This is a genomic window from Stenotrophomonas sp. Steno-C17 (assembly GCF_056393165.1).
Genome location: NZ_JBWJPD010000016.1, coordinates 69915 through 91605, shown reverse-complemented (window position 1 = coordinate 91605; position 21691 = coordinate 69915). Strand labels below are relative to the sequence as shown.

Sequence of the window (21691 nt, the reverse complement as noted above, 5' to 3'; positions counted from 1 at the left end):
ACCTTTCCCTTGCTCCCGCGCCTGCATGCAACGTCGCGATTTCCTCCGCAATGCCTCCCTTGCCCTGGCTGCGTTCGGTCTGCCCGCCCTGCCTGCCTGCGCGGCCGGCAAGAGTGGCCAGCTTGGCCTGCGCCGCCTGGGCCAGCCGCAGCCATTCGATTTCGCCACCCTGAAGGGCCAGGCCCGCGCGCTGGCGCAGGCGCCGTACAAGAGCCACAAGCGCGTACTGCCCGGCCGTCTGGAAGGGCTGGACTGGGACCAGTACCAATCGATCGGCTACCGCCAGGACCACGCCCTGTGGGCCGACCAGCCGGGCCGTTTCCAGGCCAAGTTCTTCCACCTGGGCCTGTACTTCCATTCGCCGGTGCGCATGTTCGACGTGGTCGACGGCAAGGCGCAGGAGCTGGCCTATGACGGCGCGGCGTTCAACTACGGCAAGAGCGGCATCAAGAACGGTGAACTGCCGGCCGACCTGGGCTTCGCCGGGTTCCGCCTGAACACCCGCACCGACACCGACCGCGATTTCGCCGCCTTCCTCGGCGCCAGCTACTTCCGCGCCGTCGGCAAGGAAGGCCAGTACGGCCAGTCCGCGCGTGGCCTGGCCATCGACACCGGCATGGGCAAGCCGGAAGAATTCCCCGATTTCATCGCCTACTACCTGGAACAGCCGGCGGCCGATTCCAACACCCTGGTGGTGTATGGCCTGCTCGATTCGCCCAGCGTTACCGGTGCTTACCGCTTTGCGATCACCAACGGCGACGTGCTGCTGATGGATATCGACAGCGCCCTGTACCCGCGCAAGGCGATCGAGCGGCTGGGCATCGCGCCCTGCACCAGCATGTACCAGGTGGGCGAGAACGACCGCCGCATGGGCTGGGACTGGCGCCCGGAAATCCACGATACCGACGGCCTGTCGCTGTGGACCGGTTCGGGCGAATGGATCTGGCGGCCGCTGCTGAACCCGCGCAACCTGCGCTTCAACATGTTCGTCGACCGCAACCCGCGCGGCTTCGGCCTGCTGCAGCGCGACCGCAACTTCGACCATTACCAGGACGACGGCGTGTTCTACGAGAAGCGCCCGTGCCTGTGGGTGGAACCGAAGGGTGAGTGGGGCGAAGGCTCGGTGCAGCTGGTGGAGATTCCCACCGTGGACGAAACCTTCGACAACATCGTGGCGTTCTGGAACCCGAAGGAGAAGCCGCAGGCGGGCCAGGAACTGCTGATCGGTTACCGCCTGTACTGGGGCGCCGAACCGCCGGCACGCCCGCCGCTGGCGCATTGCGTGGCCAGCCGCACCGGCCTGGGCGGCATCATCGGCAAGAAGCGCGAGTACTTCAGCTGGCGCTTCGCGGTCGATTTCGAAGGCGGCGAACTGGCCGCGCTGATCGACAAGGCCGACGTCGAAGCGGTGGTGGAAACCAGCCGTGGCCGGGTCGAGATCGTCTCGGCGCGACCGCTGCGCGAGATCAAGGGCTACCGTGCCATGTTCGACCTGGTGCCGCCGGAGGGCAGCACCGAGCAGATCGACATCCGTCTGTACCTGCGCAGTGGCGGCAAGACCCTGACCGAAACCTGGCTGTACCAGTACACCCCGCCGCCGGCCGGCGCGCCCGAGCGCACGCTGTACTGAGTTGGGGTGGGTGTGCAGGGTTTGCAGCCCTGCACCCGCTGTAGAGTCGAGCCATGCTCGACTGAAGCACCGTCAAAAACCGGTTTCCTGAGGGTTGGCGGGGTGGGTCCGGTGCCGGGGGACTCCGCAAGTCCCCCTCCGGGGCCCGGCCCAGCCGCTGGCGGCTGTGCGTTCGGGCGCTTGCGAAGCAGTGCTTCGCAAGCAAAGCGCCCTCACCCCTGTAGGCTTGGCCGCGGCATCCATGCCGCGGACACCCCCGCCACCGGACCCACCCCGCCTTCGACAGTTTCCCGCGATCTGTCGGAACGGCGTTCTGCTCTGGTAGGTGTCGACCTTGGTCGACACGGATGAATTCATTCGATATCTGACCGATGTGTCGACCAAGGTCGACACCTACCAACCGCCGCGGGAAATTGTCGGGGGTGGGGCGGTGTGGGCTTGCAGGACCGCAGGCGCCATGGATGGCGCCTACGAGCCCCCATGGACGGGTTTACGGCGTGTCCTGCAAGCCCACACCGCCCCGCCCAACCAGCAGAAAGCCAGAGTCGCCTTTGATCTTGCTTCGGCTTCGGCTCGAAGCAGGTGCAGGGCTGCAAGCCCTGCAAAAGACCCCACCCCTTACAACGGCAGGGCTGCCTGCGCCGGTTCGATCCGCCCTTCGCCGCGGGTGATCTTCTTGAACTCGGCACGGCTGACGGACACGTAGCGATCGTTGCCGCCGATCTCTACCTGCGGGCCGTCCTGCACCGCATGCCCGTGCTCGTCCACGCGCACGGTCATGGTGGCCTTCTTGCCGCTGTGGCAGATGGTCTTGATTTCCTGCATTTCGTCGGCCCAGGCCAGCAGGTACTGGCTGCCCTCGAACAGTTCGCCGCGGAAATCGGTACGCAATCCGTAGCACAGCACGGGAATGCGCAGCTGGTCGACCACTTCACTGAGCTGCCAGACCTGGGCGCGGCTGAGGAACTGCGCCTCGTCCACCAGCACGCAGCCCAGCGGCCCGTTGGCTGCCAGATCCTGCTGCACCCACTGCTGCAGGTCGGAATCGCGCTCGAAGGCCATGCCGTCGGCACGCAGCCCGATGCGCGAGGCCACCACGCCGGCGCCGGCGCGGTCATCCAGGCGCGGGGTCAGGATCGCCACGCGCATGCCGCGCTCGCGGTAGTTGTGCGCGCTCTGCAGCAGGGTGGTGGTCTTGCCGGCGTTCATCGCCGAATAGTAGAAATAGAGCTTGGCCATCGGCCGATTGTACGCCGCAGCCCCCGTCGGCCGAAGCCGTTCAGCATCCCCACCGGCCGGCGGCTGTGGCCGTCACCCGGGACCGCTACAATCCTCATCCAATGCACGGTCTCAATCCCCCCCAAGCCGCCGCCGTCCTGCACATCGAAGGCCCTTTGCTGGTGCTGGCCGGTGCGGGCAGCGGCAAGACGCGCGTGATCGTGGAGAAGATCGCCCACCTGATCGGTTGTGGCCGTTACCCGGCCCGCCGCATCGCGGCGATCACCTTCACCAACAAGTCGGCCAAGGAAATGCGCGAGCGTGTGGCCAAGCGCCTGCGCGAGCAGGATGCCGACGAAGTGACCATCTGCACCTTCCACGCCCTGGGCCTGAAGTTCCTGCAGATCGAACACGCGGCCGTCGGCCTCAAGCGTGGTTTCTCGATCTTCGACGCCGACGATGCCGCCGCCCAGATCAAGGACCTGATGTCCGGGGCCAAGCCCGATGACATCGAGGACATGAAGAACCTGGTGTCGCGTGCGAAGAACGCCGGCCTGTCGCCCGAACAGGCGATGGCCGCCGCACGCAGCAACCGCGAGAAGGAAGCGGCCAGCGTCTACGAGCGCTACCAGCTGCGGCTGACCGCGTTCAATGCGGTCGACTTCGATGACCTGATCCGCCTGCCGGTGCAGATCCTGGAAGAAAACCCGGAGATCGCCCTGGCCTGGCGCGAGCGCATCGGCTACCTGCTGGTGGACGAATGCCAGGACACCAACGATGCGCAGTATCGGCTGCTCAAGCAGCTGGCTGGCGAAAAGGGCAACTTCACCTGCGTGGGTGACGATGACCAGTCGATCTACGCCTGGCGTGGCGCCAACCCGGAAAACCTGCAGCAGATGGGGCGCGACTACCCGGCACTGGAAATCATCAAGCTGGAGCAGAACTACCGCTGTTCCAACCGCGTGCTGCGCGCGGCCAATGCGCTGATCGCCAACAACCCGCACGAGCACCTGAAGAAGCTGTGGAGCGACCAGGCCGACGGAGAGCGCATCCGTGTGTGGGAGTGCCGCAACAGCGAACACGAAGCAGAAAAAGTCGCCGCCGAGATCGCCTTCGTGGCGCAGTCGCGCAAGGTGCCGTGGAGCGATTTCTGCATCCTGTTCCGTGGCAACTTCCAGTCACGCCCGCTGGAAAAGGCCATGCAGCTGCTGCGCATTCCCTACCATCTGACCGGCGGCACCATGTTCCTGGAGCGCCAGGAAGTGAAGGACACCCTGGCCTGGCTGCGGCTGCTGGTGAACCCGGACGACGACACCGCGTTCATGCGCGCGGTGCAGTCGCCCAAGCGCGATGTGGGCGCCGGCACGCTGGCCAAGCTGGCCGAGCTGGCGCAGGAAAAGGACATGCCGATGGCGCAGGCGGCCGAGGCGATCGGTGCGCTGCAGCAGCTGCCACCGCGCGCGGCCAACAGCCTGGCGCGCTTCACCGACATCCTGCGCGACCTGCGTGCGCAGACCCGGCAGATCACCTCCGGCGACATGATCCGCAAGGTGGCCAAGGAGTCGGGGCTGCTGAGCGAGCTGCGCCAGCAGGCCAAGGAAGAGGCCAGCTACCAGCGCCGCGCCAACAACATCGAGGAACTGGCGCAGTGGTTCGAGGGCGGCCCGCGCGGTGCCACCGCCGCCGATCTGGCCGGCCAGCTGGCGCTGCTGTCGCGCAGTGACAAGGACGAGGGCGGCAACCAGGTGCGCATGATGACCATGCATGCCTCCAAGGGCCTGGAATTCCCGTATGTGTTCATCGTCGGCTGTGAGGACGGCGTGCTGCCGCACCAGGTCAGCCTGGACGAAGGCAACCTGCAGGAAGAGCGGCGCCTGCTGTACGTGGGCATCACCCGCGCCAAGATCCAGTTGTGGATGAGCTACAGCAAGCTGACCCGCAAGTTCGGCGAGCATGTACGCCTGAAGCCGAGCCGGTTCTTCGAAGAGATCCCGGCCGAGGAAATCCAGCGCGACGGTGCCGACCCGGTGGCCGATGCGGCGCGCAAGAAAGAGCGCGCCAGCGCGGGCCTGGCTGCGATCGAAGCGCTGTTCGACTGACCCCCGCACCGTCCTGACAAGGGTCAGAGCCCTTCGCTCCGCGAAGGGATCCGACCCTCCAGTCCAACCCTTCAGTCCACGGAGGCCTGCGCATGCATCCCATCGAAAGCGACCGCCTGCGCCTGCGGGCCCTGGAGCCTGACCGCGATGCGCTGCCAATGCTGGCGCTGCTCAATGATCCCGGCTTCCTGCGCTTCATCGGTGACCGCAACGTGCGCAGCGAGGAGCAGGCGCGCGAGTACATCGCGCTGCGGGTGCTGCACAGCTATGCGTTGAACGGGTTTGGCATGTACGCGATCGAGCGCCTGTCCGATGGCGCCTGGCTGGGCAATGCCGGTCTGGTGCGGCGCGACGGACTGCCCGGGCCGGATATCGGCTATGCGGTGCTGTCGGAATTCGGCGGGCAGGGCTATGCCAGCGAGGCGGCGCGGGCGGTGTTCGCGCAGGCACGCGCCGGATTGGGCATCGAGGATCTGTACGGCATCACCGATCTGGACAACGCGGCGTCCGGGCGCATCCTGCTGGGGTTGGGCATGGAAGCGCGCGGGGTGATCCAGCTGCCGGGCGTGGACGCGGCCAGCCGCCTGTATGCCACACCGGGCGCGCCGCAGGTCGGGTAGTGCCGGCCGCTGGCCGGCAACCTGAGGTGGCGATGGGGTCAGAGCCCGCGGTGCGGGATCCGACCCCGGTCGGCACCCACCCCATCAGCCGCGCAGTTCGGCCAGCTGTGCCTGCAGCTCGGCCACCGCCGTTTCCAGCTGGGCCACGCGCTCGGCCAGGCCCGGATCGGCCGCGTCGCTCCCTGCGTTTCCGCTGCCGGCGTACTTCGCCGCCAGGGCCGCGCCATCCACCTCCCCGCACAGCAGGTGCATGTAGCGGTCTTCGCGCTGGCCGCTGGCCCGCGGCAGCACCAGCAGCAGGCCACGCTGCTGCAGGCGTTCAATGGCGTGGCGGGCCTCGTCGGTATCGGCGAAGCGGTGCAGGCGCTCGCTGCGCGTCACCAGCTCGCCCAGCGTCTGCGGGCCGCGCAGCAGCAGCAGGGCCAGCAGCACGGTCTGCTGCCGGGTCAGGTCCAGCGCGGCCTGCAGGCGGTGCTCGTAGCGGTCGGCGCGCGAGGAAAAGTGCTGGCGCGCCAGGCCCAGCGCTTCCAGCTGGCGCAGCGCATGCTGCACGCTGCCGGCATCGACGTTCATCACCGGCTCGCGGGCGGTCTTCTGGTTGGCGGCCGACTGCGCGGCGTTCACCGTCAGCGGGTAGGTGTCCGGGGTGGTCGCCTCCTTTTCCACCAGGCAGCCCAGCAGGCGGGCCTGCACGGCGTCGAGCAGGGGGACGTCGGGGGTCTGGGCGGAATCGGTCATGGCGGCCTCCGGAGGGGCAACGGGTCAACCACCAAGCATAGCCGTCCCAGGGCCGCCTTTGCCGGTAAAATGCGCCGGTATATCTGATTGCCGGTGAATCCATGCGTCGTCCTGTTTCCCTGTCTGTGACCCTGCTCGCCACCGCGGTGCTGGGCCTGTCTGCCTGCAAGCGCGTGGATGCGCCTGCCGCTGAAGCCGCTGCCCCGGAGGCTCCGGCCGCCGCCGCCAAGGCCGATGCCGGTGGCGACGCCACCGCCAATGACAACCTCAATGCGGTGTTGTGGATGCAGCGCGCGCAGGAATACAAGGCGATCACCGAGCAGACCTACCGTGCTGCCGCCGACCACCTGGATGTGGCCCTGAAGGAAGCTCATTGGGATGCGCTGGTGCCGGAAGAGCGCGGCAACGATGCCAAGGGCCTGAAGCCGGCCGTGGTGCTCGATCTGGATGAAACCGTGCTGGACAACTCGCCCTACCAGGCGCGCCTGGTGCGCGATGGCAAGGAATATGACGAGCTGAGCTGGGACCAGTGGGTGGCCGAAAAGAAGGCCAAGGCCATTCCCGGCGTGGTCGATTTCGCCAAGGCCGCCAATGCCAAGGGCGTGACCCTGCTGTACATCTCCAACCGCGCCGTGCACCTGAAGGATGCCACCCTGGCCAACCTGCGCGAGCAGGGCCTGCCGGTGGCCGATGACAGCGTGTTCCTGGGCCTGGGCACCGTCGTTGAAGGCTGCGAGCAGGCCGGCAGCGAGAAGAACTGCCGCCGCCGCCTGGCCGGGCAGAAGTACCGCGTGCTGATGCAGTTCGGCGACCAGCTGGGCGATTTCGTCGAAGTGACCGCCAACACCAATGAAGGCCGTGATGCGCTGCTGCAGCAGTACCACGACTGGTTCGGCGAGCGCTGGTGGATGCTGCCGAACCCGACCTACGGCGGTTTCGAGCCGGCCCAGTTCAACAACGACTACAGCCAGTCGCGCCAGGCCCGCCACGATGCCAAGCGCGCCGCGCTGGATTACGCACCGTGAGCCGCGCGCCGCTGCCGCTGCGCGATGACGAGCGCCTGATCTTCGCACTGGATGTACCCGACCGCGCGCAGGCGCTGGACTGGGTGGACCGCCTGGGCGACAGCGTGGCCTTCTACAAGATCGGCATGGAACTGCTGGCCTCCGGCGAGTATTTCCAGGTCCTCGACGAACTGGCCCGCCGTGACAAGCGGGTGTTCGTCGACCTGAAGTTCTTCGACATCCCGGCCACCGCCGCAGCGGTCATCAAGCGCCTGTCGCAGTGGCCGGTCAGCTACGCCACCATCCACGGCTGGCACCCGGCCATGATGGAGGCCTGCGCGGCCGCCAACGGCAGCGACATGCGCCTGCTGGCCGTGACCGTGCTGACCTCGATGGGGCGCCCGGACCTGGCGCAGATGGGCATCGACCGCGAGCCGGTCGATGTCGTGGTCGAGCGCGCGCTGGCCGCACAGGTTGCCGGCATTGACGGGGTGATCGCCTCGGGCCAGGAAGCCGCTCCGATCCGCGCCGCCACCGGCGCTGGGTTCTCGATCGTCTGCCCGGGCATTCGTCCCGGTGGCCCGGTGGGGGATGACCAGAAGCGCACGGTCGGGGTGGCCCAGGCCTTCGCCGATGGCGCTGACGCCATCGTGGTGGGGCGCCCGATCCGGCTGGCGGCCGACCCGCAGTCCGCCGCCCGCGCCATCCAGCAGGAAATCGTGTCGGCTCTGGCCGCCCGCTGAGTCGGGCGGCGACGCCCCGCACGGCTGAAACCCGAACGCCATCCCACCCGCTGTGGGGTGGCGTTCGCATTTGTGCCGGTGGCGCTGTCGTATTGCTCCCCAACGGCGGAAAGTGTGCGCGGGTTGGCGCTGCCCCGCGCCGTGTGTCCTTCCCAATCGATGTACCGGCAGGGTCTCGGCCAGGCCGGTCCACTCATGAAGAAGGGAGTACACAGATATGGATCGCAATCCTCTGCTGTTGCTCGTCGGCCTGCTGGCCGCTACCGCTACCGTCACCGCCGCAGCCGCCCCCGTGCCGCGGCAGACGCCACGCATCATCGGCGGCGAAAACGCCCAGCCCGGGCAGTACCCGTTCATCGTCAGCCTGCAGGGGCTGTCCTACGGCGATACGGACCATGACCGTCACTTCTGCGGCGGCACGCTGATCTCACCCACCTGGGTGCTGACCGCGGCCCATTGCCTGCAGAACGCGCACCCTGCGTCGCTGGCGGTGCTGGGCGGCGCCACGGCGCTGTCCACCGACGCCCGCCCGCGACCCTCGAACGTGCGCGCCCTGCACGTGCACCCGGCGTTCAACAGCGGCAATTCGCTGGAACACGACGTGGCCCTGATCCAGCTGGACGCGCCCCTGGCCGATGCCGAACCGGTGCAGTTGCGGCTGCGCCCGGACGCCAGCTACCTCAAGGCCGGCCGCGACTTCACGGTCATCGGCTGGGGCACGACCGAAAGCGGGGTCGATGCCTTCCCCACCCACCTGCAGGCCGTGCAGGTGCCGTTCGTGCCCTTCGCCGAATGCCAGCAGGCCTATGCCGGCGAGCTTTCGCGCGGCAAGGTCATCTGTGCCGGTCGCGAAGGCATGGACAGCTGCCAGGGCGATTCCGGCGGCCCCTTGCTGCTGCGCCTGCGCGCAGGCTGGACCCAGTTCGGCGTTGTCAGCTGGGGCGAGGGCTGCGCATTGGCCGACTACCCCGGCGTTTATGCCCGAATCGCCGAAAAACATGCCGTGGATTTCATTGAAGCGGTCTGGCAGAAGGATTGAGCCAATAAAATCAATTATTTAACTTGTGTTACATGAAGTATTGCCTGAACTTGAAGGTCGGCGTAGCATCGCCGCCATCCGGCCTCGTGCCGGAACCGTGCGACACCTTGTCCTCCGGCCTTGTGCCGGCTTGAAGAGCCTGCGATCCCTGTGATCCGGGCTCTTTTTTTTGTACGCCAGCGCAGCCGGGGCAGCGCCCTTCCGCCGGGCGGCAGAACGAGGCCGCCCACGGGCTGCGCGGGAAACCGTGACCACGCGGCTTGCCGCTGTCACCTCGCAGGCCGCAAGATGCGGACCGGTCCGGGGAGTCCGAATGCATGAGCGTGGCAAGGGCAGTGCAACGAAGTTCGGCGCGTCATTGGGGGCTGCTGGCGCTGCTGCTGGCGGTGGCGGCCTGTCGTGAGTCCAGCCCGGACGTGGCTGCCCCTGCGGCCGAGCCGGTCGCGGCGGTACAGGCCATGGCCCAGCGCCTGGCCGAAGATGACCTGGTGGGCTACGCGAAGCTGGCCGTGCCCCCCAGCCAGTACCAGCGGCTGCAACAGGCCTGGGACGAGGGCCACAGCCAGTGGCCGCTGACCGAACTGCCGTTGGGCGACCAGTTGCTGCCGATGCTGTCGGCGCTGCGCGAGCCCGATGCCGGCCCGCGGCTGCAGCGCAGCTTCGACCGCCAGCTGGCCGGCCAGGCCAGCGCGGTGCGCCAGGCGGCGCAGTCGATGGGCAACTTCGGGGTGCAGTACCTGCAGCACCAGAAGGGCTACACGCCCAGCCAGCAGGCCCACTACGTGCAACTGGTGCAGACCCTGGCGGCGTGGGCGCAGAGTGCCCCCATCAGCGATCGTGCGCGGGCGCGCAGCACCATCAGCGCGCTGGTCGGTGCCGCCGGCAAGGTCGGCTTCGGCGACGAGGACGGCCTGCGTGCGGCCGGCATGGAAGGCAGCCTGCAGCAGCTGGCGCCGTTCATCCACACCCTGAAGGCCGTGCTGGCCAGCTATGGGTTGGGCGTGGACGAGGCGCTGCGCAGCGTGCAGGGCGAGCTGCTGTCGGTGCAGGGCGACAACGCGCTGGTCCGCATGACCTACGAACTGGCCGGAAGCACCCTGACCCTGCAGTTGCCCCTCAGCCGGCGCGAAGGCCACTGGTACCTGACCCGTACCCTGGCCGACACCGACGCCCTGCTGCGCAAGGCCGATGCCGCGCGCGCGGCCGTCGCACCCGCCCCCAGCACCGCTGCGGAGGGTGGTGGGGAAGCGGCAATGCCGCCGCCTAAGCCATAATGGCGCCGATGTCGAAACAGAACCCGCTGCCGTTCCCCGGCGAAGAATCCCAGACGACGCCCGCCGATGCTGTGCCGGCGTCCCCCTCGACCGGCACCGGCCCCAACCCGGTGCCGCCGCCCGTGGCTGCGCGTCCGGCAGGCCGCCGCCCGCTGTGGGCCCGTCTGCTGGGCCGGCTGGTGGAACCGTGGCTGTCGCTGAAGATCGAACCGGAAGACCCGGGCCAATACAACGATGGCCGCCCGGTGGTCTACGTGCTGGAAGACTACGGCCTGTCCAATGCGCTGATCCTGGACAAGGCCTGCCGCCAGGCCGGCCTGCCGTCGCCGCTGGTGCCGCTGGCCGGTGACCCGACCGGCCGCAAGCGCGCCTATCTGGCGCTGTCACGGCGCAGCTCCAGCAACTCGCTCATTCCCGAGCAGCGCGGGGCCAAGACCCATTCCGATTCGCTGGCCAAGGTGCTGCAGGCGCATCGCGTGCGCGACGATCTGGACGTGCACCTGGTGCCGGTCTCGATCTTCGTGGGCCGCGCGCCGGACAAGCAGAGTGGCTGGTTCGCGGTGCTGTTCTCGGAAAACTGGGCACTGGTGGGCCGTTTCCGCCGCCTGCTGGGCCTGCTGCTGAACGGCCGCAGCACCATCGTGCGCTTCGCCCCGCCGATCTCGCTGCGCTCCACCGTGGACGAAGGCCTGGAGCCCGAGCGCACGGTGCGCAAGCTGCAGCGCGTGCTGCGCACCCACTTCCGCCGCATCCGTGAATCGGTGATCGGTCCCGACCTGTCCACCCGCCGCCTGCTGGTGGACCAGGTGCTGGCCGCCGAAACGGTGCGCGAAGCCATTGCCGCCCAGGCCAAGCGCGACAACTCCAAGCCTGCCGAGGCGTGGAAGAAGGCGCATGCCTACGCCTGGGAAATCGCCGCCGACTATTCCAGCCCGGTGGTGCGTTCGGCCAGCTTCATGCTCAGCCACGTGTGGAACCGCATCTATGCGGGCGTGCTGGTGCACCACCTGGACAAGTTCAAGGCGGCCGCGCCGGGCCACGAAGTGGTGTACGTGCCCAGCCACCGCAGCCACATGGACTACCTGCTGCTGTCCTACCTGCTGTACGACCGTGGCATCGTGCCGCCGCACATCGTGGCCGGCATCAACCTGAACCTGCCGGTGGTCGGCACCCTGCTGCGCAAGGGCGGCGCGTTCTTCATCCGCCGTTCGATCCGTGGCAACGCGCTGTATTCGGCGGTGCTGAGTGAATACGTGGCGCAGCTGGTGGCCGGCGGCTATTCCATCGAGTACTTCGTCGAGGGCGGCCGTTCGCGTACCGGGCGCCTGCTGCAGCCCAAGGGCGGCATGATTTCGATGACCCTGCGCGCGTTCCTGCGCCAGCCGCGCAAGCCGGTGCTGTTCCAGCCGGTGTACATCGGCTATGAAAAGCTGATGGAAGGCGGCAGCTACCTGGATGAACTGTCCGGGCGGCCGAAGGAAAAGGAATCGATCTGGCAGCTGCTGTGGGGCATCCCCAAGGTGCTGAAGCAGAACTACGGCCAGGTGGTGGTGAACTTCGGCGAACCCATCGCGTTGAACGACGTGCTGGCCGAGAAGGCACCGGAATGGAACGGCGAGGCCGTCTCGGAAGACGAGAAGCCGAGTTGGCTGTCCAGCACGGTCGACACCCTGGCCGAACGCATCCAGGTGCGCATCAACGGTGCCGCCGACGTCAACCCGATCAACCTGCTGGCGCTGGCCCTGCTGTCCACGCCCAAGCACGCGATGGGCGAGGCCGACCTGATCGCGCAGATCGAGCTGTGCAAGACCCTGCTGGTCGAAATGCCGTATTCGGACCGGGTGACGGTGACCCCGCACTCGCCGGAGCGCATCATCGCCCACGCCGAGGAAATCAACGTCCTGACCCGCATCAAGCACCCGCTGGGTGACGTGCTCAGTGTCAGTGGCGACACTGCGGTGCTGCTGAGCTACTTCCGCAACAACGTGCTGCACCTGTTCACCGCATCGTCCTGGGTGGCCTGCTGCTTCCAGAACAACCGCCGCATGAGCCGCACCGGCCTGGTCCAGCTGGGCCGCACGGTGTACCCGTTCCTGCAGGCCGAGCTGTTCCTGCCCTGGAGCGAAGATGAATTCGCCCAGCGCATCGAGCAGACCATCGACGTGTTCGTGCGCGAAGGCCTGCTGCAGAACATCAACGACGATGACGGCGGCATCCTGGCGCGCAACACCGGCCAGACCGACGAGGTGTTCCGCCTGCGCGCGATCGGCCATTCGCTGCAGCAGGCGTTCGAGCGCTACTACATCACCATTTCGGTGTTGGTGAAGAACGGCCCGGGCGTGCTGGGTACTGCGGAACTGGAAAGCCTGTGCCAGCAGGCGGCGCAGCGCCTGAGCCTGCTGTACGCACCGGCCGCGCCCGAGTTCTTCGACAAAACCCTGTTCCGCGGCTTCATCCAGAAGCTGCGCGAGCTGCGCCTGGTCTGGCCCGATGAAAACAGCAAGCTGGTGTTCGACCAGCGGCTGGATGCCTGGGCCAAGGACGCCAAGTTCATCCTGGGCCGCGAGCTGCGCCACACCATTGAACGAGTCAGTCCGGAAGCGGCGCGCCCGGACGAGCCGACCCCGCAAGCCTGAAGGTAGCGCCGGGCCGTGCCTGGCGAATGGAAACCGCATGGGTACCGTGCCAACCAAGGTTGGCACCTACCAGGGCCGGCAGGAATGGGTAGGTGCGGACCTTGGTCCGCACATCCTCGACCCGTGCCAACCAAGGTTGGCACCTACCAAGGCCGGCGGGAATGGGTAGGTGCGGACCTTGGTCCGCACATCCTCGACCCGTGCCAACCAAGGTTGGCACCTACCAAGGCAAGAGGCCAACCACGGTTGGCACCTGCCCGAACCGCCCATCACGCCGGTTCGTCGGGAATCTGCAGGCTCTCCAGCTTGGCGATGCAGTCCTTCAACTGCAGCTTGCGCCGCTTCAGGCGCTTGGATTCCAGTTCGTCCTCGCCGTTGGCCGCCATGCGGGTGATCTGTTCATCCAGCACGCGGTGTTCGGCGCGCAGGGCGACCAGGCGTTCAACGATCTCGGCGGGGCTGTAGGTGTCCACAGTCTGCGAGCATACACAGCGACGATGACGACCGGGAGAGGGGAATTCCGACCCCCCTTCGGGCCGGCCGCAAGCCGTTAGAATGGAGCACATGAGTGCTGTGATCTCCCTTCCCGACCCGGTGCCGCGCGCAGTGCGCGAGCCGCGCGTGGCCGGGCGTGGGCAGGACGCGCTGGGCCAGCGGCTGCGCCGCCAGGTCGGCCAGGCCATCGCCGATTTCGGCATGATCGGCGCCGGCGACAAGGTCATGGTCTGCCTGTCCGGCGGCAAGGACAGCTACACCCTGCTGGACATGCTGCTGCAGCTGCAGAAGAAGGCACCGGTACCGTTCGAGCTGGTGGCGGTGAACCTGGACCAGAAGCAGCCGGACTTCCCCGAACACGTGCTGCCGGAGTACCTGGCCCGCCTGGGGGTGGCGTACCAGATCATCGAACAGGACACCTATTCGGTGGTCAGCCGGGTCATTCCCGAAGGCCGCACGATGTGTTCGCTGTGCTCGCGCCTGCGCCGCGGCGCGCTGTATGCGCATGCCGAACGGCACGGCTTCACCCGCATCGCGCTGGGCCACCACCGCGATGACATGGTGGCCACCTTCTTCATGAACCTGTTCCACCACGCCAAGCTGTCCGGCATGCCACCGAAGCTGCGCAGCGACGATGGCCGCCATGTAGTGATCCGCCCGCTGGCCTACGTGCGCGAGCACGACATCGCCGCCTACGCGCAGGCACGCCAGTTCCCGATCATTCCCTGCAACCTGTGCGGCAGCCAGGAAAACCTGCAGCGCCGCCAGGTCGGCCTGATGCTGAAGCAGTGGGACATCGACCACCCCGGCCGCGTGGACCAGATCGCCCGCGCCATGGGCCAGGTGCATCCCTCGCAACTGGCCGATACCACCCTGTTTGATTTCATGGCCCTGGGCCGTGGCACTGACATGCCACCGCCCGAGGACCACGCAACTGCACCGACCTCCGCCGCCTGAGCGGGTCCACCTTTTCTCCCTTTGCCTTCCGGAATTCCATGTTCTTTCGCAACCTGACGTTCTTCCGCTTCCCGACCGCCACCGATTTTTCCGAAGTCGACACCCTGTTGCCGCACGCCCTGCTCAAGCCGGTGGGTGCGCTGGAAATGAACTCGCGCGGCTTCATCTCGCCGTTCGGCCGCGAGGAAAAAGAGCAGCTGTCGCACCGCATCGCCGATCACCTGTGGCTGACCGTGGGCGGCGAGGACAAGATCCTGCCGGCAGCGGTGGTGAACGATCTGCTGGAGCGCAAGCTGGAAGAGATCGAGGAAAAGGAAGGCCGCCGCCCCGGTGGCCGTGAGCGCAAGCGCATGAAGGACGACCTGCTGCACGAGCTGCTGCCGCGCGCCTTCGTGAAGTCCTCGCGCAATGACGCGTTCATCGACCTGCAGCACGGCTACGTGGTCGTGGATACGTCCAGCCGCAAGACCGGCGAATACTTCATGTCCGACATCCGCGGCCTGCTGGGCAGCTTCCCGGCCATGCCGCTGAACGCCGAAGTCGCGCCGCGCTCGATCCTGACCGGTTGGATCGCCGGCGAACCGCTGCCGACGGGCCTGAGCCTGGGCGAAGAGTGCGAGATGAAGGACCCGGTGGAAGGCGGCGCGGTGGTCAAGTGCCAGCACCAGGAACTGCGCTGCGATGAGATCGACAAGCACCTGGACGCGGGCAAGCAGGTGACCAAGCTGGCGCTGATCTTCGAGGACAACCTGTCCTTCGTGATCGGCGACGACCTGATCGTGCGCAAGCTGAAGTTCCTCGATGGCGCCCTGGACCAGCTGGAACATGCCGACGAAGACGGCCGCCGTGCCGAGTTCGACGCCCGTTTCGCCCTGCAGAGCGCCGAGATCCGCCGCCTGTTCCTGCTGCTGGAAGAGGCCTTCAAGCTCAGCAAGGCTGACTGAACAGGCACCCCGTCGGCCGCCGGTCATCCGGCGGGCGCGCACGGCGCTATGCTGGGCACATGAGCCGCCTGCTGCGCCGCCTGATCGGCACGACCCCGCCCGCCACCGTGCAGCGCGACACCGTGCGCCTGCGCCTGGAAGATGCCGAGATCGAGGTGTTGCGCGTGCGCGACCCGCGTGCCCGCCGCATCAAGTTGAGCGTGGACGAGCGCGGTGCGCGCCTGACCCTGCCGCCGCGCGCCAGCCTAGTGATGGGCGAGCGCTTCCTGGAACAGCACCGCGACTGGTTGGCCCTGCAGTTGCGCGTCTACCAGGACAACGGCCTGCCGGCGCCGCTGCAGCCCGGTGAAGCCGGCGAGCTGCCGCTGCGCGGCGAACTGCTGCCGGTGCGCTGGCAGGAAGGCCGCTACGCGCGGCTGGAGATCGATGAGCACGGCGCCTGCGTGCAGTGGCCGACCCGTGCCGGCGATGCCACCCTGCGCCGCCTGCTGCGCGAGTTCTATGAAGCACAGACCCGCGCCGATGTTGGTCGCTGGCTGCCGAAGTACCTGCCGGGCCTGCCACGCGCGCCCAGCCGCGTGCGTCTGAAGGTGATGTCCTCGCAATGGGGCTCGCTGGCGCCCGACGGCAGCATGGCGCTGGACCTGGCCCTGGTGCTGGGTCGCCCGCAGGCGTTCGAGTACGTGCTGGTGCATGAGCTCTGCCACCTGATCCAGGCCAACCACTCACCCGCGTTCTGGCAGGAAGTGGAACAGCGCTTCCCCGACTGGCGCGAGCAGCGCGATTACTTCCAGCTGGAAGGCCGCCGATTGAAGGCCATGCTGCGCCAGCTCTTGTAGCGTCGAGCTTGCTCGACGGCTCTTCGTTCCAGCATCAAGGGGCCGTGCGTTTTGCCGCTGCGGTCGCCCAACGCGCGGCCACCTGCGTTTACTTCCAGCTGGAAGGCCGCCGACTCAAGGCCACGCTGCGCCAGCTCGTGTAGCGTCGAGCTTGCTCGACGGCTCTTCGTTCCAGCTTCGCGCTCAGTCGAGCAAGCTCGACTCTACGAGGCCGTGCGCTTTGCCGCTGCGGTCGCCCAACGGGCGGCCACCTGCGATTACTTCCAGCTGGAAGGCCGCCGATTGAAGGCCATGCTGCGCCAGCTCTTGTAGCGTCGAGCTCGCTCGACGGCGCTTCGTTCCAGCATCGCGCTCAGTCGAGCAAGCTCGACTCTACGAGGCCGTGCGCTTTGCCGCTGCGGTCGCCCAATGCGCAGCCACCTGCGTTTACTTCCAGCTGGAAGGCCGCCGACTCAAGGCCATGCTGCGCCAGCTCTTGTAGCGTCGAGCTTGCTCGACGGCTCTTCGTTCCAGCATCAAGGGGCTGCGCGCTTTGCCGCTGCGGTCGCCCAACGGGCGGCCACCTGCGGTGCGGTGATGCACACTGCCTGGTCGGTCACGGTGGTGACGGCGCGTTCCAGCAGCTGGATGTCGGCTTCGTGCTGGCGCGCCACATGCGGATCCTCGAAGAAGATCGCGCGCTGGCACAGGCCCTCCAGCACGCGGTCGGCAATCTGCGCGTCACCGCCCATCGGGCCGCTCTGGTAACGGGTCACCCACGGCGTATCGGCCGGCCAGCCGCGGCTCCACGCCAGTTCGTTCAAGCGCTGGCCGGTGGTGCCGGTGGCGACCCGCTCGCCGAACCGGGCCAGCACATCGAAGTGCGCATCGGCGAAAGCCAGCATGGCCGGCTTCATTGCATCGTGGGCAATCAGCGCCAGCGTCTGCTGGCCGAAGGCATGCAGATCATCGGCGCCGGCATCGGCGGCCAGCCCGGCGTGCACACGCTCCACTTCCACCCAGTCGCGCGCGGTGGCCACCGTGGAAATGAACGGCTTGCCGTGGATCACGCACTGGCGCTTGAGCGCGGTGGCTTCGGGAAACACCGACGACGGGTCGACCGGATCGATCAGGTAGATGGCGCCATCCAGCACGCGCTCACCGCCCATCCCCACCACTTCGGCCACCAGCTTCATCAGACCGCCCTGGCGACCATAAGGGTAGCGCCGCAGCCCGCTGTAACCGGCCAGGAAGCCATGGCGCTCAATGGCGTCGTGGGTACGGCCCACCGCATGCAGCGACACGCCAAGCTCGCGCAGCCCTGCTTCGCTGGCGCGCAACCAGCGGAACAGCGCTGCACGCGGATCATGGTGGTGCAGACGGTTGGCGGCCAGGCCGATGCGCATCGTGGGTTCCGGTAGCGGGTAGAAGCGGCAGTGTATGTCGTGAGCGGCGCGCTAGAGCGGCTTTTGCAAGTTTCCTCATTGTCGTGCCGACCCGAGTCGCTAGCGTGACGGCAGGGCACCGAGCGGTTTCGCTGCCTGCTTGCCCGCGCCAGAGAGGATGCCAACGTGATCGTTGCCGGCCGTGCCGCCCGGGGCCTGCTGGCCATGCTGGCCGCGATGCCCCCCGCCCATGCCACGGACGCGTGCCAGGGGCCATGGTCAGTGGCCTATCCGGCCGATCGCCCGCCCCTTTCGCTGGTGCATCAGGGCCAGCCCGCCGGCGTGCTGGCCACGTATCTGCAGGCCCTGCAGCAGCACGATCCCAGCGTGCACGCCAGGCCGGTGCCGGCCGTCGCGCTGTCCGCGGGGCAGCTGCCCGCCGGTACCCAGGCCATCCTCGGTTGGCCGCGTGCGCAGGTGCCGGCCGGCTGGGTCAGCAGCCACAGCTACCTGCAGGTGCCACAGGTGATCGTGCGCCAGCGCGGCGCGCGTCCGGTCCTGGGGTTGGGCGATCTGCAGGGCGCCACGGTCGCCAGCCCCGAACGGCAGCCGCTGGCCCGGCATCTGCGCGAAGAAGCCCCGGACGCCCTGCTGCTGCCGCCCGCGCCGGTGGACAAGGCCTTCGATCTGCTGGTGGAAGGGCGGGTGGATGCGGTGGTGGTGAACCTAGCCGAAGCCAGCGCTGCACTGCAGTTCTACGGAGACGTGCTGCGGGTGGCCGCGCCGGCCGGCTTCAGTGATGCGCTGGTCATGGCCACGGTGCCCGAATGCGCAGCGCGGCTGGCCCGCCATGCACCGCTGTTGCCGCAACTGTCGCCTGCCGCGCAGGCCGAGGCGCTGGCGCGCTGGACGCCGTTGCTGGCCGAAGCGCGGCCCCCGCCGCAGCGGGCGCTGCGCTGGCTGGTGCCGACGCTGCTGGCGGCGCTGGCCCTGGGGTTGGTGCATGCCTACGGGTTCTGGCGCCTGCACCGCGAAGGGCTGCAACGGCAGCGGCTGGAACAGCGCCTGCTGGATGTGACTGCCAGTCTGCCTGCGGTGGTGTTCCGTGCCCGGCGCAGCAGTGGCGGCATCTACAGCGTGCCGCACATCGCCGGTGACGTGCATGCGTTGTTCGGGGTCAGTGTGGACACCGCGCGCATCGATCACGCGCAGCTGATGGCGGCCGTTCACCCCGACGACCGCGCACACGTGCTCGCCCACGTGGACGCTGCCGCACTGGCGCGTGGGCCGATCGATGTCAGCTTCCGCAGCCGCGGCCGCCGTGGCTGGCGCTGGGTGCGCTCGCGTGCGCAGCCCATGGCGGCCAGCCGCGACGATCCCGGCGGCATGGAATGGAGCGGCTACTGGATGGACGTGACCGACGCCCACGAGCGCGCACGGGCGCTTGAAGAGGCCCGTCAGGAGGCCGAGCAGGCCGCGTTGGCCAAGACCCACTTCCTGGCCACCATGAGCCACCAGATCCGCACGCCGATGAGCACCCTGCTGGGCTTGCTGGACGAACTGGGACGCACGGCCCTGGACGGCCGCCAGCAGCAGTCGCTGTGCAGCCTGGACGAGGCCGCCACGATGCTGCGGCAGATCCTGGACGACGTGCTGCACAGCCAACGCCTGCAGCCGCAGGCGGCGCTGGCGCCGCAGCCCACCGACCTGCGCGCACTGCTGCACGGCGTGCAGCGGCTGCTGGCGCCGCTGGCGGCCAGCAAAGGGCTGTACCTGCGCTGCGAGATGGACTCGCTGCTGCAGGCCGGTTCGTGGGTGGATGCGCTGCGCCTGCGGCAGATCCTGATGAACCTGGTCGGCAACGCACTGAAGTTCACCCTGCACGGCGGCGTGGAACTGCGCGTGCAGGTGTTGCCGCAGGCGTCAGCGCTTGCGCAGGCAGGCCAGCACGTGCGGATGCAGGTGATCGATACCGGCGTGGGCATCAGCCCGGCACGGCAACGGGCGGTGTTCAGCGCCTACACCCAGGCTGAAGCGTCGACCACGCGGCGCTTTGGCGGCAGCGGGCTGGGGCTGGCGATCTGCTGCGATCTTGCCGCCTCGATGGGCAGCCAGCTGCAGTTGCGCAGCACGCTGGGGCAGGGCACCACCCTTTGGCTGGATCTGTGGCTGCCGGCCTGTACCCCCCCGGCGGCACTGCCGGCCGCTTCGCTGACGATGCCGCAGCGTGCGCTGCCGCGCGTGGATGTACTGGTGGCCGAGGACCACCCCACCAACCGCCAGCTGCTGGTGAACCGGCTGCGCGCGCATGGGTTGCGGGTGCTGGCGGTCGCCGACGGTGGGCAGGCGTGGAAGGCCTGGCAGACGCAGTCCTTTGCGTTGGTGGTGACCGACTGCCAGATGCCGGGCATGGACGGCATCGCGCTGGCCCGGGCGATCCGTGCCGACCCGCGCCCCGCGGCGGCACGGGTGCCGATCATCGCGCTCAGCGCCAGCGTGCTGGACAGCACGCGGCAGGCCTGCCAGGACGCCGGCATCAACCGTTTTCTGGCCAAGCCGGTAACGGGCCACGACCTGCACGCGGCGGTGGCTGAACTGCTGGCCCCGCTGCTACATCCAGTGGGGACGGTCTCAGCTGGCCAGTAGCCGGGCGATGCTGGCAGCGGCGTCGCGGCCTTCGGCCACGGCCGTTACCACCAGGTCGGCACCGCGCACCGCGTCGCCGCCGGCGAACAGCCGCGGATGTGCGGTCTGGTACGGCAGGCGCTGCTTGCCCCCGGCCACGATGCGGCCATTGCCCTGGCTTTCCACGCCGTGCTCGGCCAGCCACGACGGCAGGGTGGGCGAGAAGCCGAAGGCGATGATGACCACATCGGCTTCCAGCAGCGATTCACTGCCCTCGATCGGCACCGCGTTCTGGCGGCCATTGGCATCGGGTTCGCCCAGGCGGGTCTCGACCACGGTCACGCCGATCACTTCATCATCGGCACCGGCTTCGATCGACAGCGGCTGGCGGTTGAACAGGAAGCGCACGCCTTCCTCGCGCGCATTGGCCACTTCGCGCGCGCTGCCGGGCATGTTGGCCTCGTCGCGGCGGTAGGCGCAGGTGACTTTGGCTGCGCCCAGGCGCACGGCGCTGCGCACGCAGTCCATGCCGGTATCACCGCCGCCCAGCACCACCACGCGCTTGCCATTCAGATCGGGCAGGGCGATGGTGTCTTCCCAGCCGGCAATCGGCCGACCCTTCGGATCGTCGCCGCTGACAATGCGGCTGTTCTGCACCAGGAACGGCAGCGCCGGCAGCACGCCCTTCAGGTCCTGGCCGACCAGGCCGCCGTCGGTGTAGCGGTACGCGCCGGTGCCGACGAACACCGCGTCATGGGTGTCCAGCAGCTGCTGCACGCTGATGTCGCGCCCGATCTCCACGCCCAGCCGGAACTGCACGCCCATGCCCTCCAGCACTTCGCGGCGGCGATGGATCACGTCCTTGTCCAGCTTGAAGCTGGGAATGCCGAACTGCAGCAGGCCACCGATCTGCTCGTAGCGGTCATAGACCACCGCGGCAATGCCGGCGCGCGCCAGGCGGTCGGCGCAGGCCAGGCCGGCCGGGCCGGCACCGATCACCGCCACGCTGTGGCCGGTGGGCTGCACCGCTTCCAGATCGGGGCGCCAGCCGGTGGCCAGCGCGGTATCGACAATGTATTTCTCGACCGCGCCGATGGTGACCGCACCGAACTCTTCCAGCGTGCAGCTGCCTTCGCACAGGCGGTCCTGCGGGCACACCCGGCCGCACACTTCCGGCAGCGGGTTGGTGCTGTGGCACAGCGTGGCCGCTTCGTGGATGCGGTTTTCCTGCACCAGCTGCAGCCACTGCGGAATGGCGTTGTGCACCGGGCACTTCCAGCTGCAGTACGGGTTGCCGCAGTCCAGGCAGCGGCCGGCCTGGTACTGGGCGTCTTCCTTGCCGAATTTTCCGTACAGCTCACCCCAGTCGCCGGAGGTGCGCAGCTCCACCGGAATGCGCTGCGGCATGGTGCGGGGCAGGTCGAGGAACTGGAAAGCGTGCTTGCGGCTCATGATCGTCTCGGCAG

At 68.1% G+C, this 21691-nt stretch carries 17 protein-coding genes; 12 read left to right on the top strand and 5 right to left on the bottom strand.

Annotated features, from left to right (window positions below; translation table 11 throughout):
• The first annotated feature begins 25 nt into the window (after positions 1 to 25).
• Positions 26 to 1630, top strand: coding sequence for an OpgD/OpgG family glucan biosynthesis protein (locus tag AC06FA_RS14805; RefSeq protein WP_478068974.1), 1605 nt, complete (start codon positions 26 to 28; stop codon positions 1628 to 1630).
• A 618-nt stretch (positions 1631 to 2248) separates the two neighbouring features.
• Here AC06FA_RS14805 and AC06FA_RS14800 read toward each other — a convergent pair.
• Positions 2249 to 2869, bottom strand: coding sequence for a thymidine kinase (locus AC06FA_RS14800; RefSeq protein ID WP_478068973.1), 621 nt, complete (start codon positions 2867 to 2869; stop codon positions 2249 to 2251).
• Between the two features lie 101 nt (positions 2870 to 2970).
• Here AC06FA_RS14800 and AC06FA_RS14795 point away from each other — a divergent pair, with 101 nt between their 5' ends.
• Together AC06FA_RS14795 and AC06FA_RS14790 are read left to right on the top strand one after the other, a co-directional pair.
• Positions 2971 to 4947, top strand: coding sequence for a UvrD-helicase domain-containing protein (locus AC06FA_RS14795; RefSeq protein ID WP_478068972.1), 1977 nt, complete (start codon positions 2971 to 2973; stop codon positions 4945 to 4947).
• Positions 4948 to 5039: 92 nt separating this feature from the next.
• Positions 5040 to 5567 (top strand): GNAT family N-acetyltransferase, encoded by a 528-nt coding sequence (locus AC06FA_RS14790; RefSeq protein ID WP_478068971.1) that lies wholly within the window; start codon positions 5040 to 5042, stop codon positions 5565 to 5567.
• Between the two features lie 84 nt (positions 5568 to 5651).
• Here the strand turns inward: AC06FA_RS14790 and AC06FA_RS14785 are convergent, their stop codons facing one another.
• Complete coding sequence (locus AC06FA_RS14785; RefSeq protein WP_478068970.1) at positions 5652 to 6305, bottom strand: YceH family protein; 654 nt, start codon at positions 6303 to 6305, stop codon at positions 5652 to 5654.
• A gap of 101 nt (positions 6306 to 6406) precedes the next feature.
• Here AC06FA_RS14785 and AC06FA_RS14780 point away from each other — a divergent pair, with 101 nt between their 5' ends.
• The 5 genes from AC06FA_RS14780 to plsB all read left to right on the top strand — a co-directional run bounded on the left by AC06FA_RS14780 (position 6407) and on the right by plsB (position 13001).
• Positions 6407 to 7330: a 5'-nucleotidase, lipoprotein e(P4) family gene (locus AC06FA_RS14780; protein ID WP_478068969.1), complete on the top strand. Its 924-nt coding sequence runs from the start codon at positions 6407 to 6409 to the stop codon at positions 7328 to 7330.
• On the top strand, positions 7327 to 8052 hold the full coding sequence (pyrF, locus tag AC06FA_RS14775; protein ID WP_478068968.1) for an orotidine-5'-phosphate decarboxylase: 726 nt from the start codon (positions 7327 to 7329) through the stop codon (positions 8050 to 8052). The genes AC06FA_RS14780 and pyrF overlap by 4 nt, the downstream gene beginning before the upstream one ends.
• A gap of 217 nt (positions 8053 to 8269) precedes the next feature.
• Positions 8270 to 9091, top strand: a complete 822-nt coding sequence (locus tag AC06FA_RS14770; RefSeq protein WP_478068967.1) for a S1 family serine peptidase — start codon at positions 8270 to 8272, stop codon at positions 9089 to 9091.
• Positions 9092 to 9408: 317 nt separating this feature from the next.
• Positions 9409 to 10365 carry a hypothetical protein gene (locus AC06FA_RS14765; protein ID WP_478068966.1) on the top strand — a complete coding sequence of 319 codons (957 nt, stop codon included), beginning with the start codon at positions 9409 to 9411 and terminating at the stop codon, positions 10363 to 10365.
• A complete protein-coding gene (gene plsB / locus AC06FA_RS14760; protein WP_478068965.1) occupies positions 10365 to 13001 on the top strand; it encodes a glycerol-3-phosphate 1-O-acyltransferase PlsB in 2637 nt (878 codons plus the stop codon). The genes AC06FA_RS14765 and plsB overlap by 1 nt, the downstream gene beginning before the upstream one ends.
• A gap of 269 nt (positions 13002 to 13270) precedes the next feature.
• Here plsB and AC06FA_RS14755 read toward each other — a convergent pair whose 3' ends face one another.
• Complete coding sequence (locus AC06FA_RS14755) at positions 13271 to 13474, bottom strand: YdcH family protein (RefSeq protein ID WP_079224582.1); 204 nt, start codon at positions 13472 to 13474, stop codon at positions 13271 to 13273.
• Between the two features lie 91 nt (positions 13475 to 13565).
• Between AC06FA_RS14755 and ttcA the strand changes: the two genes are divergently transcribed.
• The 3 genes from ttcA to AC06FA_RS14740 are packed head-to-tail and all read left to right on the top strand — an operon-like array spanning position 13566 to position 16236.
• A complete protein-coding gene (ttcA, locus tag AC06FA_RS14750; protein WP_478068964.1) occupies positions 13566 to 14453 on the top strand; it encodes a tRNA 2-thiocytidine(32) synthetase TtcA in 888 nt (295 codons plus the stop codon).
• Between the two features lie 38 nt (positions 14454 to 14491).
• Positions 14492 to 15397 (top strand): recombination-associated protein RdgC, encoded by a 906-nt coding sequence (locus AC06FA_RS14745; protein WP_108747982.1) that lies wholly within the window; start codon positions 14492 to 14494, stop codon positions 15395 to 15397.
• Positions 15398 to 15456: 59 nt separating this feature from the next.
• Complete coding sequence (locus AC06FA_RS14740) at positions 15457 to 16236, top strand: M48 family metallopeptidase (RefSeq protein ID WP_478068963.1); 780 nt, start codon at positions 15457 to 15459, stop codon at positions 16234 to 16236.
• A gap of 515 nt (positions 16237 to 16751) precedes the next feature.
• On the opposite strand, the gene AC06FA_RS14735 is transcribed toward AC06FA_RS14740, so the two are convergent.
• Positions 16752 to 17621: a methylglyoxal synthase gene (locus AC06FA_RS14735; protein ID WP_478068962.1), complete on the bottom strand. Its 870-nt coding sequence runs from the start codon at positions 17619 to 17621 to the stop codon at positions 16752 to 16754.
• Between the two features lie 165 nt (positions 17622 to 17786).
• Here AC06FA_RS14735 and AC06FA_RS14730 point away from each other — a divergent pair, with 165 nt between their 5' ends.
• Complete coding sequence (locus AC06FA_RS14730) at positions 17787 to 20246, top strand: response regulator (RefSeq protein WP_478068961.1); 2460 nt, start codon at positions 17787 to 17789, stop codon at positions 20244 to 20246.
• On the opposite strand, the gene AC06FA_RS14725 is transcribed toward AC06FA_RS14730, so the two are convergent.
• A complete protein-coding gene (locus AC06FA_RS14725) occupies positions 20232 to 21677 on the bottom strand; it encodes an FAD-dependent oxidoreductase (RefSeq protein ID WP_478068960.1) in 1446 nt (481 codons plus the stop codon). The two genes, AC06FA_RS14730 and AC06FA_RS14725, sit on opposite strands and share 15 nt — an antisense overlap.
• Between the last annotated feature and the right edge of the window lie 14 nt (positions 21678 to 21691).